Source organism: Amycolatopsis sp. WAC 04197, assembly GCF_003947475.1.
Lineage (GTDB): Bacteria > Actinomycetota > Actinomycetes > Mycobacteriales > Pseudonocardiaceae > Amycolatopsis > Amycolatopsis japonica.
The window spans coordinates 248,255-261,419 of record NZ_QHJK01000014.1 but is presented as its reverse complement, the minus strand read 5'-3'; the positions used below and the strand labels follow the sequence as shown (position 1 = coordinate 261,419).

The following is a 13,165-nucleotide window of genomic DNA, read 5'->3' as shown; positions in this document are numbered from 1 at the left end:
AGGGGACGGCGCCATGGTGATCAGGGTTCTCGTGGCCGAAGACATGCACATCGTCAGGGGAGCGCTCGTGGCGCTCCTGCGGCTGGAACCGGATATCGAAGTGGTTTCCGAAGTGGCGTCGGGTGACGAGATCCTTCCCGCCGCACGGGTTTCCCGCACCCAGGTCGCGATCATCGACATCGACCTCCCCGGCAAGGACGGGCTCACCGCGGCCACCGAACTCCACGAGCAGCTCCCCGAGGTCCGGACCCTGATCCTGACCAGTCTCGGCAGGCCCGGCACGCTCCGCCGGGCGCTGGCGGCCAAAGTGAGCGGGTTCCTGCTGAAGGACGCCCCCGCGGAGAAACTCGCCAACGCCGTGCGCGGGGTGGCCGCCGGACGGCGGATGGTCGACGGCGATCTGGCCCTCGCCGCCTGGGACACCGTGGAATGCCCGCTGACCCCGCGGGAGATCGACGTCCTGCGGCTGACCGCCGAAGGCCGCGACACCCTGGAGGTGGCGGCGAAAGCCTTTCTCTCCACCGGAACCGTCCGCAACTACCTGACCACGATCGTGTCGAAGCTCAACGCGCGCAACCGGGTCGACGCGATCCGCATCGCCAAGGAATCCGGCTGGATCTAAACGGGCACCACGGCACGCAGCCGGAACCGCCCGTCGGGCTCGACGCCGGCGGTCAGCTCCCCGCCCAGCCCGGCGACCCGGTCGGACATGTTCGTGATGCCACTGCCCGGGGCCTCCACCCGCACCGGCTGCTCCGGCTTCGGCGGCCGTCCGTTCACTACGCCGTCGTTGACGATGTCGAGCGCGACGCCGTCGCCGGTCCGCCGCACGGCGATCTCGCAGCGTTCGACCTTGCTGTGCCGCAACACGTTCGTCACGCCCTCGCGCAGCACCACGGCCAGTACGGTGCGCACCGTCGTCGGCAGGTCCTCGTGCTCGATCTCCAGCCGCACCTGGACGTCGGCGGCCACCAGGACCGCCTGCGCCGACCGCGACTCCTGATCCAGCGACAGTTCGCGGTAGCCGCTCGCCACCGACCGCACGTCGCTCAGCGCCTGCCGGGTCAGCCCGAGGATCTCCAGCAGTTCGTCGGAGGCGCGATCGGTGTCGATGTCCATGATCCGGCTGGTCAGCTCGCTCTTCAGCGCGATCGCCGACAGGCTCATCCCCAGCAGGTCGTGCAGGTCGCGGGCGAACCGCAGCCGCTCCTCCGCGACCGCGACCTCGGCGAGGCGTTTCCTGGTCTCGCCCAGTTCGGTCACCAGCCGGATCAGCCAGATCAGACCGAACACCATCAACCCGGTGTTCAGGATGGACGCGAAGGTGTAGAAGCCGCCGAGGAAGTCGGTGCCGTAGGAGATCCGGATCAGCACCACCCCGGCGGCGGTCACGGCGAACGCCGTCCACCCGGCCAGCGGCGGCAGCACCAGCAGCGCGGTGCCGGCGAACAGGCTCGGCAGGCTCACCCACGCGCTCCCGAGCGGGATGAGCGGCAGGAAGATCAGGCACGCCTGCACGAACAGCAGCGCGTAGCTCTGCCGCGAGCGCAGCCGGACGTTCGGGCGGGCGAAGTAGGACAGCTGCAGCGTGGTCAGCGCGGTGAGGTAGCCGGCGATGAGCGCGAGGGACCAGCCGTCGTCGGTCAGCATGAACGCGCGGGCCATCGCGGAGAGGCTGAAGACGATGAAGACCACCGTCATCGTCCACTGGACGTTCCGGGCGTCGATCCGGGACCAGTGCCCGGACCCCTCGGCCAGCGCCGTCTCGGTGGGCTCGGCCTGTTCGGGCACCGGGAGTTCGGCGTGCAGCCGCCACCGGCCCGCCGCGTCGGGACCCGCGCTCAGCTTCCCGCCGTGCCCGGCGACCTCCTCGGTCACCTCGCGCAGGCTCTCGGCCGTCTCCTCGGGGACGTCCTCGTGCGCCGTCCCGTCGTGGACGATCTCCAGCGCCACCCGGCCGCCGTTCTCGCGCACGGTGATCTCGCAGTGCTCGACGCCGGTGTAGCGGAGCACGTTCGTGACACCCTCGCGGAGCACCTTCGCCAGCAGGGTGCGCAGCTTCACCGGGAGTTCGACCTGCTCGAGGTCGACCCGCACCGCGACGTTCGACGCCGAGAGCAGCGACACCGCGGTCCGTGACTCCTTGTCGAGCGACAGCTCCCGGTAACCCCTGGCCACCGACCGCACGTCGGACAGCGTCCGCTGCGCGATCCCGGTGATCTCGGCGAGCTCCTCACGGGCCCTGGCCAGCGACTTCCGCAGCAGGCGGTGCACCAGTTCGCCCTTGAGCGCGATCGCGGACAGGCTGAGGCCGAGCAGGTCGTGCAGGTCCCTCGCGAAGGCCAGCCGCTGTTCGGCCACGGCCCGCCTCGCCAGCTCGGTCCTGGCCTGGTGCAGTTCGGTGACCAGCCGCGCGAGCCAGGTCAGCAGGTACACGACCAGGGCGTAGAAGACCGCGGTGACGCTGTCGAACACCGCGCCGAGCCAGGTCTCGTCGTAGGTCCACAGGATCCAGATCGTGCCCGCCATGAACACGGTGAACACCGTCCAGCCCGTCCGCGGCCGGAACAGCAGCAGCGCGCTGCCCGCCGCGAGGGTGGTCAGCGAGCTCAGCGCGGCGTCGAAGTGCAAGGTCGGCAGGAACGCCAGGCACGCCTGCACCCCCAGCATGGCCTTCGCGAGCTTGGTGTCGAGCCGGACCGCGGGACGGCTGAAGTACAGCAGCTGGATCGCCAGCACGGGCCCGACGTACAGCACGGCCAGCAGGCCCTGCCAGAAGTCCACCCCCGGCCGGAACAGGACCGCGAGGAGCCCGAACAGGCAGGAGTTGACGAAGACGACGGTGATGATCAGCCCGGCGAGGAACAGTGCCCGCCGCGGGCGCCGGTCGACCCCGGCGGTACCCAGAGGTTCGGCGGTCACGGCGAGCTGTTCCGGCACGGGCACCCCTGTGGTAACAGAAGACGTACTGATCCTTGTCGTGCTGCCCCCTTGCGACGGCCGAGGCCGTCGCACGACCTCCATCGCGGTGTGATTCGGATCCTAACCCATCTTCGTTACCCCGGTTCCCGCTTCCGCGGCCGCGGGGAGGATGATCAAGGAGGCGTTTTCCGTCCCGGGACAGGGAAAATCCCCATGGTCACCCGCGCGGGTGTGGGACGTTCGGACCACACCGGGGGATCGCGGAACTCGCCACGATGGAAGACGTGGGTTCCACTTTGTACGCCACGCGGGGCGGGCGGGCACCGGTGGCCCTAAGCTCTGCGCATGGCCAGGTATTTCGACGTACACCCGGAGAATCCGCAACGACGCGCGATCGGACAGGTCGTCGACATCCTGCGCGAGGACGGGCTCATCGCGTACCCGACGGACTCCTGTTTCGCCCTCGGCTGCCAGCTGGGGAACAAACAGGGCATCGACCGCATCCGGAGCATCCGCAAACTCGACGACCGCCACCATTTCACCCTGGTGTGCCAGGACTTCGCCCAGCTGGGCCAGTTCGTGCACGTGGACAACGCGGTCTTCCGCGCGGTCAAGGCGTCCACACCGGGCAGTTACACGTTCATCCTCCCGGCCACCAAGGAGGTTCCGCGCCGTCTGCTGCACGCCAAGAAGAAGACGGTCGGCGTGCGCATCCCCGACCACGTGGTCACCCAGGCCCTGCTCGGCGAACTCGGCGAGCCGCTGCTGTCGAGCACGCTGCTGCTGCCCGACCAGGAGGAGCCGATGACCCAGGGCTGGGACATCAAGGAACATCTGGAGCACGTGGTGGACGCGGTGATCGATTCCGGCGACTGCGGGGTCGAGCCCACCACGGTCATCGATTTCTCGTCGGGCGAGCCGGAGATCGTGCGCCGGGGCGCGGGCGACACCTCGCGCTTCGAATGACGCGTGGGACCGGCGTCCCGGTCCCACGCGCCCGCGGTTCAGTGCGTGACGAGCCCTTCGGCCTTCGACGGCGCCGAGGGGATGTGGAACAGCCGCGTGAACAGCTCCAGCATCGCCGGCTCGCCCTTGATGGCCACGGCGCCGCAGGTGAGCGCGCTCGCGGCGGCCATCTCGCCGTTCAGCAGCTTCAGCACGACCGGACCGCGTGGCTCGATGACGAGGTCGGGGTTCGGGTGCGGGCCCTCCCCGGCCGTCATGGCGCCGTCCTCGACCACCGCGTGCACGATCATCTGATCGCCGTAGTGCAGTTCGAACGCGCAGTCGATGCCGCGGGCCGCGTCGGGCTGGAACGTCGTGTACAGCGACAGGATGGCCGCGTCGAGGGTGAACAGGTCGTCGGCGGCCGGGTCGGTGAGCGACCGGGCGCCCCACAGGCCCAGCTGCAGCAGGATCTGGTCGAGGTCGTTGCCGTATTCGGTCAGCTCGTAGACCACCCCGGCGTCGAGCTGGGAGAGCACCCGGCGCTGCACGACCCCGTGCCGTTCGAGTTCGTTGAGCCGGGTCGACAGGATGCTCGTCGGGATCTTCGGCAGGCCGTGCTGGAGCTCGTCGAAACGCTTCGGTCCGAGCACGAGGTCGCGGATCACGAGCAGGGACCAGCGTTCCCCGATGATCTCGAGCGCGCGGGCGAGGCCGCAGAACTGGCCATAGGTGCGAGCGGTCATGCTTGACTCCTCAGTTTCCTTGATCTGGTGGTGGCGGGTGGTGCTTCAGCGGATCGGATGTCCCTCGGAGAGCAGTTCGCGATGCAGCTCTCGCAGTTCGGCGCAGGGTGTCACCCCCAGTTCGTCCTCGAGCCTGGATCGCAGCCACTCGTAGGACGCCAGCGCGTCGCTGCGCCGTCCGCTGAGCCCCAGCGCGCGGATCAGGTGGCCGTGCAGGGTTTCGTCGAACGGGTCGGCGGTGGTCAGCGACCGCAGCACGCCGAGCATCTCCCGGTGCCTGCCCGCCCGGATCTCGGCCTCGATCCACAGGTCGCGGGCGTTGCGCCGATGCTCCAGCAGATAGACGGTGTAGGCGGCCAAGGTCGGTCCACAGTGGATGTTCGCCAGCGGGGGACCGGACCACAGGTCCAGCGCGGTACGGAACGCGTGCGCGGCCGCCGCGTTGTCGCCCGCGGCCAAGAGGTCGCGGCCGAGCCGGTGGAGCCGCTGGAACTCCGACACGTCGACCACGCCCGCGTCGATCTCGAGCCGGTAGCCGGGTGAGCTGGTGACCAGCAGGCCGCCGGTGCCGCCGGGGTCGAGGTGACGGCGGAGGTGGTGGACGTAGGTGTGCAGGGTCCGGCGGACACTGCGCGGGGGCGCGTCGTTCCACAGCTCGTGGACGAGGGAGTCGACGTGGACCGTCTTGCCGGGACGGATGAGCAGCATCGCGAGCAGTTGCAGGAGTTTCGGCGTGCTCGGCGCGCGGTCGGCGCCGCCGATGTGCAGCTCGACCGGCCCCAGTACCCTGGCCGTGTCACCCGGTCCGATGGTCATCGCGTGCATCCCTGCCCCTCCGGCGGAGTCCCCCTCGATGACGGTGACAGAGGCGGAACCTTCGGAACAGTGCCGGAAACACCCGGCCGGCCGTGATTTCTTCGTTGCGCGGTATGCGATCGTCACGACCTGGCGCGAAGAACCGGTTGTGGCAAAAGAGAAGACGCCGAACGGGTCAGAGCCAGTCGGAATCGGTGGCGATGCGGATGGCGTCCACCCTGTTGCGGGCGTTGAGTTTCGTGACCACGGTGGCGAGATAGTTCCGCACGGTCCCCGGCGACAGGAACAGCTCCGCCGCGATGTCGGCGACCGTGCGCCCGTTCGCGGCGAGCCGGAGGATCTCCGCTTCCCTCGGTGTCAGCGGGCAGTCTTCCGTTTCCCAGGCGGACAAGGCGAGTTCGCTGTCGATCACCCGGCGGCCGATGGCGACCGAACGGACCGCGTTGGCGAGCTTGTCGGCCGGCGCGTCCTTGAGCAGGAAGCCGTTGACCTTCGCGTCGAGCGCGCGGCGCACGGTGCCCGGGCGGCCGAGCGAGGTGAGGATCAGCGTGCGGACGCTCGGAAGTTGCTGGCAGAGCTCGGAAGCGGCCGCGAGCCCGTCCTTGGCCGGCAGATCGATGTCGATGATCGCGACGTCCGGGAGATACTCCGCGGCCATCGGAAGGATCTTGTCGCCGGAGCAGACCTCGGCGACGACCTCGATGTCCTGTTCGAGGTTCAGCAGGGCGACCAAGGCGCCACGGACCATGTGCATATCCTCGGCCAATAGGACTCGGATCACTCCGACCTCCTCTTCCCCAGAAACGCGCTAACTCTCAGTGTACATAGCAAACCCGGAAGAGTGAATCGGAATCGCACGATCCAAGGTTGCGCTATTCCGCGCGACCTGCCTGACATGATCAATGTGCCGGTGAGCTGCGGCGATGCTTCGGCTTCGAGGGTACTGAAACTGCGAGCGATCGATTACCGACCGTCAGGTCAGAAGAAGGTAAAATTGCTACCTCGAGTGGTTTTCTTTCTTCGCCGAGTACGTTCCATTCCGGTGAATCAGTCCGGCGAACGGGTGAATTCCCGCCTTTCCCGAGGTGGCGATGGACTGTTCGGCGGTACCGGCGCCGACCTCGATCGGACGTCGATCGCGGCATGGTCTCCTCGGCAGGAGCCGGTTCGCGCGAAGCCGCCACTATCCACAAAGGACGTATGATGAGCTCATTGCTGGGTGCCCTGCGCAAGGTCATGTTCGCGCCTTCGCTGGCTTCGGTCGGCTTCGAGGGGCGCGGCTTCGGTGTGCCGAGGACGCCGTCGACCGCGCGGCTGGAGTCGATCCCGCAGGCGGTGGTGTGCGGCTTCGAGTGGGGGATCGACGCCCCCGCGCTGTGGGAGGCCGAACGGCGGCTGGACATGGTCGAGCCGGAGATGCGCGGGTTCGCCTACGAGGGCGCGGCGATGGCGTTCACCATCCTCGACGTCATGCCCGGCGGCCGGAAGGACCGCACGGCCGAACTGATGAGCGGCCCCGGACTCCCGCACGTGTTCCTGACCTACATCGGCATCGGGTTCGCGATGGCCCGGCTGCCCCGGCCGCTGTGGAAGAAGGTGCTGCCGGATCTGGACGGCGTGCCGTTCCATCCGACGATGAGCTGGCTGGCCGTCGACGGGTACGCCTTCGACCGCGCCTACTTCGACACCCGCAAGTGGGTCGGCGAGCAGTTCGTCCCCCAGCCGTACCCGTGGGCGGGCGCCCCCGAGTACTTCCCGCGCGCCTGCGATCAGGGCATCGGGCGGGCACTGTGGTTCATCAACGGCGGGGATCCGGTGAAGGTCGTCGCGGCGGTGAACCGCTTCCCGGCCAGACGCCGCCCGGACCTGTGGAGCGGGGTCGGGCTGGCCTCGACCTTCGCGGGCGGCTGCGACCGGGCAGGGCTGGTGAGGCTCCGCGAGGCGGCGGGGGAGCACCAGGACCAGCTCGGGCTCGGCGTCGTCTTCGCGGTGAAGGCGAGGACGTTCTCCTCGTTCGTGCCGCCGCACACCCGCCGCGCCGCCCGCGCGCTCGCCGGGCTGAGCATCGAGGAGGCCGTCGAGCTGGCCGACTCGACCGAGGTCACCGAGGACGCCGCGGACGGGACGCCCGCGTACGAGCTGTGGCGGCGGAACATCCGGGAGGGGCTGGCCCCGTCGGCGGGCCGGCTGTCCGCCTGAGGTCCCGCAGATGTCAGGAAAGGGTCGTTCAAGACGTTTTCCGTCCTGAACGACCCTTTCCTGACATCCGGGGTGAGGGTCAGGCCGCGCGCTGGAACGGCTCCGGCCGGTGCCGCAGGTCGGGCAGTGCCAGCAGGACCGGCGGGTCGAACAGGCGCTTGGGCCGCATCCGCAGGTCCGCGAGCCGCGCGGTGACACCCGGCTCGACGGTGATCGGACCGTGGTGCCCGGTGTACCCGGTGCCGCGGCGGGTGAGCGGGCCGGTCACACAGTGCGCGACGAGGTGCCAGTCGCCTTCCGGGACCTCGGTCAGCTGATAGGGGCCGGGGGCGTCGATGACCGTGTAGCGCACGGGCGCGCCCTCGGGGATCCGCGTCGGGAAGAGACCGACGAAGACGAGGCCGGGCGAGATCTCCGGCGGCGCCGACACGAAACCGCGGACGATCGCCCGCTTCGGGCCGGGGCGGGGCTCGCCGGCCAGGCGGCGCTGGAAGCCGCCCTGCCGCCGGTACGCGGACGGGGACAGGCCGACGCGGCTGCTGAACCGCGTGCTGAAGGTGCCGACGCTGTTGTAGCCCACGCGGTGGCTGATGTCGGCGACCGTGATCGAGGTGGTCAGCAGCAGGCGTTTGGCCTCGTCGAGCCGCAGCGCGGACAGGAACCGGCCGGGCGAGACCCCGGTGGCCTGCTGGAACACCCGGGTGAAATGGAATTTGCTGAAGGTCGCGGCGCGGGCGATGTCGTCGATAGTGAGCTCTTCGCCCAGTTTCTCGTTCATGGCCCCAATGGCTCGCTCCACGGCTCGCCGGACAGTCTCATCCATTGTGCCGTCCTTTCGCTCGAGGATTTCTGGCATGCTTTGCGGTTTCCGACAGTAGTGTTCGCCACGGCTTCTCCTGAAGTGCTTGATTCACCGCCGGATATGGATTCATGTGTGCGCCGACGTGAAAATTTCACGGGGTGGGCGAGCATGCGAAAACCATGCCCCGCCGGTGGTGCGCGCACTGGATCCCGGTGGCCGGTGGCAGCAGAATTCCTGGTAGCGCATTCACGCCGGAACCTCCCCGGCCGTGTTGGCGCGGTCCGAAGAACGTATTCCCGCGGCAACACAGAACCGGCCCTTGACCGCGTCCCCCGCGGCGGTCAAGGGCCGGTTTCCATTTCGCGGAACGAGTGTGTGAGGATAGTATCGTCGGCTCGTGGGGCGAGACGCAGGCGAAAGGCAGATGGGGTCGATGATCAAGGTCCTGGTGGCCGAGGACATGCACATTGTCCGGGGGGCCCTGGTCGCGCTGCTCGGTTTGGAACCCGACATCGAAGTCGTCGCCGAATGCGCCAGTGGCGACGAGATCCTCCCGCTCGCCCAATCCGCGCGCCCCGACATCGCGCTGATCGACATCGACCTGCCGGGCAAGGACGGCCTCACCGCCGCCGCCGAACTGCACGAGCAGCTGCCCGCCGTGCGCACCCTGATCCTCACCTCGCTCGGCAGCCCCGGCACCCTGCGGCGGGCACTGGCCGCGAAGGTCAACGGTTTCCTGCGCAAGGACGCGCCCGCCGACCGGCTCGCCAACGCGGTCCGCGGGGTCGCCGCCGGACGGCGCGTCGTCGACGGCGACCTGGCGCTCGCCGCCTGGGACAGCGAGGAATGCCCGCTCACCGCCCGCGAGATCGAGGTGCTCCGGCTGGCGTCGGTCGGCTCCGACCCGACCGAGATCGCCGCCGAGTTGTTCCTGTCCGCCGGCACCGTGCGGAACTACCTGACGACGATCGTTTCCAAGCTCAGCGCCCGCAACCGGGTCGACGCCGTGCGGATCGCCCGCGAGTCCGGCTGGCTCTGACGCCGGCTCGACTACCGGGCCGGGACGTTCATCGTCGCGTGGGCGAGATCCGCGGCGAACTCGCCAGGAGAAGCCGCTTCCGCGAACAACCGGCGTTGCCGGGCCGCGCCGGTCCCGTGTTCGAACAGTGAGTCCAGCCCCCGGTCGACGTCGTCCGCGTCGCCGGCGGCCACGAGCGCCGGCCGGATGAACTCGACGAGTTCGCCGAGCAACTCGCGCTGATCGGCCTCCCGGCCGGTGAAGACGTCGATACCCGGCCCGTCGAGACCGCGACGCGCGGCGGCCGTCAAGGCGGCGTCGATCCGGGCACCGCGGACCCGCGGCGGTCTCGCCGTCCCGGCGCAGGTCGCGACCAGCCCGCGCACCAGGGCCGCGAGGAGCACCGCGTCGTCGACGGCCAGGCAGACGTCGGCGATCCGCACCTCGACCGTGGGATACCGCGGGGAAAGACGCGCGTAGAAGTACACGCCCGCCGCGTCGAGGGCGGCGCCGCGACGCAAAGCCTCCCTGATACTCCGGTCGTACGCGGCCGCGCCGGTCCACTCGTCGGGCGGTTTCGCCGTGGGCCAGCGGTCCCAGATCGGGAACCGCCTGCTCGACCAGCCGGAATCGGCGCCGTTCTGCACCGGCGAGTTGGCGCTGAGGGCGAGCAACGGGGCGAGCCACGGCCGCAGCCCGGCGAGGACGCGGGCGCCGAGATCCCGTGACGGCAGACCGACGTGCACATGACAGGCGCACGTCCCGGCCTCGCCGATCAGTTCCGGGAACGCCTGCGCCATCCGCCGGTACCGCGGCTCGGGTGTGAGCGTGTCTCCCCGCAGGTCACCGGGCGGGATCCCCGCCGCCACCATCAGGCAGCCGTCGGCCTCCGCGGCCGTCGCGACGAGGTGCCGCAGTCGCGTCAGTTCCGAGCGCACCTCGTCCAGGCCGCGGCAGACACCCGTCGCGGTCTCGATCTGGAACCGCATCAGCTCACCGGTGACGTCCGGCCCGGGGGCGAGGCTTTCGAGAAGCTCGGGCGCCCGCAAGGCGACCGAGCCGTCCATCGGGTCGAGCAGGACGAACTCTTCTTCCACCCCGAGGGTGTAGTTCATGCCGTCGACGGCCATGGTTCCCCGTTCGTGGGTTTTCGCCGGTGAAGTTCCGAATCTGCCCCTTTCCGCGCGGCGAGGAAAGGGCCGGTGTGCTGAACTTCGTTGCGGCGAAAGTGTTTCGTGGCCTCACTGACGGTCTAGTCTCGGTTCATGATCGATCTGTACCCGCCCGCCGAGCCGTACGACAAGGGACTGCTCGATGTAGGTGACGGCAATGTCCTCTATTGGGAGACCTGCGGGAACCCCGCCGGGAAGCCCGCGGTCATGCTGCACGGCGGGCCCGGACAGGGCTGTACGCCGGGCATGCGGCGGATGTTCGACCCGGCCCGCTACCGCGCGGTGCTGTTCGATCAGCGCGGCTGCGGGCGCAGCACCCCGCACGCGAGCGACCCGGCGACCGATATGCGGCACAACACGACGGACCACCTCGTCGCCGACATGGAACGTCTGCGCGAACACCTGGGGGTCGAACGCTGGCTCGTCACCGGAGGTTCCTGGGGCACGACACTCGCGCTCGCCTACGCCGAACGATTCCCGGAGCGGGTCACCGAGATCGTCGTCAGCTCCATCAGCACGACACGGCCGTCCGAGATCGACTGGCTGTATCACGGCGCCCGCCGGTTCTTTCCCGAGGAATGGGCCCGATTCCGCGGTGATCTCTCCGGTGATCTGGTCGCCGCCTACGCTCGGCTCATGGAAGATCCCGACCCACGGGTGCGGATCGAGGCCGCCCGTTCCTGGTGCCGCTGGGAGGACACGGTGCTGTCACTGGAACCCGGTGCGACCGTCCATAATGGACCAATCGGTGAATGGGAACTCGCGTTCGCGCGCATCGTCACGCACTACTACTCCCACGCCGGCTGGCTCGAACCCGGCGCGCTGATCCGCGACGCGGGCCTGTTGCGGGACATTCCCGGCGTGCTGATCCACGGACGCCGGGACCTGAGCTGCCCGGTGGACACGGCCTGGGAACTCGCCCGCGCCTGGCCCGGCGCGGAGTTGTTGATCGACGACGATTCAGGACACCATTCGAGTGACGTGAAGCGGGCTTGGAAGCTCGCGGCGCTGGACCGGTTCGCTTCGTCTTAGGTGGCCGCAATTAGTCGACTAACTGCGGCCACCCCATCCCACCCGCCGCCGGGATCACGCGGCGCGGTGAATGACGATGTCGTCCAGCCGCGTCCGGGCGTAAACCTTGACCCCCGCCTCGCTGCCGGCCGCGACGGAGTTACGCACGGATCCCTTGGTGCTCTTGGCATCCACCGACGCGGTGTCCCCGTCGACGCCGACCTCGATGCCGCCGGACGCGTTCACCAGTTCGGCCTCGCCGCGCGACAGCCGTCCGATGCGGATCGGGCAGTTGGCCGCCTTCGCGACGATGTCGCCGTCGGCGCGGTCGATGTCGAAACTGCCGCTGGAGCCGGAAAGTTCGACGTCGGACCGGGCGTGCCCGATCCAGACCTTCCCGGTCGCGCCCGAGTACTTCACGGTTCCTTCGACCTCACCGATCCGGACGCCGGCCGAGCCGCCGTCGAGGTCCACGGTCCCGCCGACGTGCCCGATCGCGATGTCGCCGGCCGCGAGGTTGCCCCGCACCGCCGCGACGCGCTCGATCCGGGCCTGGCCCGACGACATCTCCAGCGCGCAGTCACCGAACCGGCCGTCGGCCTCGACATCCGACCAAGCCGTGTTCAGGACCAGCCCGGAACCGGTGGGCACCTCGATCGTGATCGCGACCGAGCCGTTCTTGCCGCCGGCCTTCTTCGTCTCGATCGACAGCTTTCCGCCGTCGAAGCCGACCTTGGTGTTCTCGGCGACCTTCACGTCCGACTTGCTCGTGGCGTCGATCGGCTCGACCAGCACCACCGTGTCGGTGCGGTCGCTCGCGGTGAGGCGAACCCGGGCGCCGGCGACGGTCAGCGTGGCGGCGATCGGCTGCGGGGTGGGGAAGACGGACATCTCGAACTCCTTGGTGGTGGTGATCTCTCGTTGTGAAAGCAACGATCGCCGACCCGCCTGACACCGGACCGCCACGGCGCTGACACGCCGAAGACACCGGGCCCCTCGCGAGAACACGAGGGGCCCGGGGCTCACCGGGAGATCACTCCGCGTACGGCTGATCCGTGCCCTTTGCGCTGTAGCCGATGCTCCAGATGTAGCCGTCCAGGTCCGCGAAGGTGCCGCCGTACCCGCCCCATGGCAGGGCACCCGCGGGCTTCAGGATCGTGGCACCCGCCTTCTCGGCCTCCGCGACGATCTCGTCGACGCGTGTCTCGCTGCGGACGACGTAGGTGAGGACGAGCCCGCTGAAACCACTGCCTTCCGGGCTCGTGCCCACCTGGCCCGCGAGGCCTTCGCGGCCGTAGAAGCCGACCCGCGAGCCGCCGTCCGGCTCGAAGAACACCGAGACGCCGTAGTCGTCCTTGATCTTTCAGCCGAGCCCCTCGGTGTAGAACGCCTTGGACGTGGCCAGGTCCTTGACGCCGAGGAGGATCGAGCTGACGTGCGCTTTCATCATGGTCTCCTGGGGATTCGATACGGGTGGTCGGACCGGCGATGTCACATCGGGACGGGTTCGCCGGTCATTCGCTGTGACAGACCC

At 69.2% G+C, this 13,165-nt stretch carries 13 protein-coding genes; 5 read left to right on the top strand and 8 right to left on the bottom strand.

Translation table 11 applies throughout. The annotated features are described in order from the left end of the window. The first annotated feature begins 13 nt into the window (after window positions 1-13). Complete coding sequence (locus DMC64_RS38575) at window positions 14-622, top strand: DNA-binding response regulator (RefSeq protein WP_081976077.1); 609 nt, start codon at window positions 14-16, stop codon at window positions 620-622. On the opposite strand, the gene DMC64_RS38570 is transcribed toward DMC64_RS38575, so the two are convergent. Continuing rightward, on the bottom strand, window positions 619-2,940 hold the full coding sequence (locus tag DMC64_RS38570; protein ID WP_125737525.1) for a sensor histidine kinase: 2,322 nt from the start codon (window positions 2,938-2,940) through the stop codon (window positions 619-621). The genes DMC64_RS38575 and DMC64_RS38570 overlap by 4 nt on opposite strands. A 327-nt stretch (window positions 2,941-3,267) precedes the next feature. Here DMC64_RS38570 and DMC64_RS38565 point away from each other — a divergent pair, with 327 nt between their 5' ends. Further along, complete coding sequence (locus DMC64_RS38565) at window positions 3,268-3,888, top strand: L-threonylcarbamoyladenylate synthase (protein WP_005154159.1); 621 nt, start codon at window positions 3,268-3,270, stop codon at window positions 3,886-3,888. A 38-nt stretch (window positions 3,889-3,926) separates the two neighbouring features. On the opposite strand, the gene DMC64_RS38560 is transcribed toward DMC64_RS38565, so the two are convergent. The 3 genes from DMC64_RS38560 to DMC64_RS38550 all read right to left on the bottom strand — a co-directional run bounded on the left by DMC64_RS38560 (window position 3,927) and on the right by DMC64_RS38550 (window position 6,210). Further along, window positions 3,927-4,613, bottom strand: coding sequence for a helix-turn-helix domain-containing protein (locus tag DMC64_RS38560; RefSeq protein WP_063273470.1), 687 nt, complete (start codon window positions 4,611-4,613; stop codon window positions 3,927-3,929). A 45-nt stretch (window positions 4,614-4,658) separates the two neighbouring features. After that, the gene (locus tag DMC64_RS38555; RefSeq protein WP_125737524.1) at window positions 4,659-5,438 is read right to left on the bottom strand and encodes an AfsR/SARP family transcriptional regulator; all 780 of its coding nucleotides are present in this window, start codon (window positions 5,436-5,438) and stop codon (window positions 4,659-4,661) included. A gap of 166 nt (window positions 5,439-5,604) precedes the next feature. Then, window positions 5,605-6,210: a DNA-binding response regulator gene (locus DMC64_RS38550; protein WP_037347757.1), complete on the bottom strand. Its 606-nt coding sequence runs from the start codon at window positions 6,208-6,210 to the stop codon at window positions 5,605-5,607. 422 nt (window positions 6,211-6,632) lie between these two features. Here DMC64_RS38550 and DMC64_RS38545 point away from each other — a divergent pair, with 422 nt between their 5' ends. Next, entirely contained in the window at window positions 6,633-7,628 is a 996-nt protein-coding gene (locus DMC64_RS38545; protein ID WP_233629972.1) for a DUF1702 family protein, read from the top strand. Between the two features lie 79 nt (window positions 7,629-7,707). Here the strand turns inward: DMC64_RS38545 and DMC64_RS38540 are convergent, their stop codons facing one another. Next, window positions 7,708-8,406, bottom strand: a complete 699-nt coding sequence (locus DMC64_RS38540) for an AraC family transcriptional regulator (RefSeq protein ID WP_016332248.1) — start codon at window positions 8,404-8,406, stop codon at window positions 7,708-7,710. Window positions 8,407-8,863: 457 nt separating this feature from the next. Here DMC64_RS38540 and DMC64_RS38535 point away from each other — a divergent pair, with 457 nt between their 5' ends. Next, entirely contained in the window at window positions 8,864-9,469 is a 606-nt protein-coding gene (locus tag DMC64_RS38535) for a DNA-binding response regulator (protein ID WP_037347878.1), read from the top strand. Between the two features lie 11 nt (window positions 9,470-9,480). Here DMC64_RS38535 and DMC64_RS38530 read toward each other — a convergent pair whose 3' ends face one another. Beyond that, window positions 9,481-10,578, bottom strand: a complete 1,098-nt coding sequence (locus tag DMC64_RS38530; RefSeq protein WP_125737522.1) for a glutamate--cysteine ligase — start codon at window positions 10,576-10,578, stop codon at window positions 9,481-9,483. Window positions 10,579-10,713: 135 nt separating this feature from the next. Here DMC64_RS38530 and pip point away from each other — a divergent pair, with 135 nt between their 5' ends. Next, a complete protein-coding gene (gene pip / locus DMC64_RS38525; protein WP_125737521.1) occupies window positions 10,714-11,652 on the top strand; it encodes a prolyl aminopeptidase in 939 nt (312 codons plus the stop codon). A 54-nt stretch (window positions 11,653-11,706) separates the two neighbouring features. On the opposite strand, the gene DMC64_RS38520 is transcribed toward pip, so the two are convergent. Both DMC64_RS38520 and DMC64_RS38515 read right to left on the bottom strand, forming a co-directional pair. Continuing rightward, a complete protein-coding gene (locus DMC64_RS38520) occupies window positions 11,707-12,522 on the bottom strand; it encodes a DUF4097 family beta strand repeat-containing protein (RefSeq protein WP_125737520.1) in 816 nt (271 codons plus the stop codon). Between the two features lie 142 nt (window positions 12,523-12,664). Beyond that, window positions 12,665-12,967: a glyoxalase gene (locus tag DMC64_RS38515; RefSeq protein ID WP_233629971.1), complete on the bottom strand. Its 303-nt coding sequence runs from the start codon at window positions 12,965-12,967 to the stop codon at window positions 12,665-12,667. Window positions 12,968-13,165: the final 198 nt, after the last annotated feature.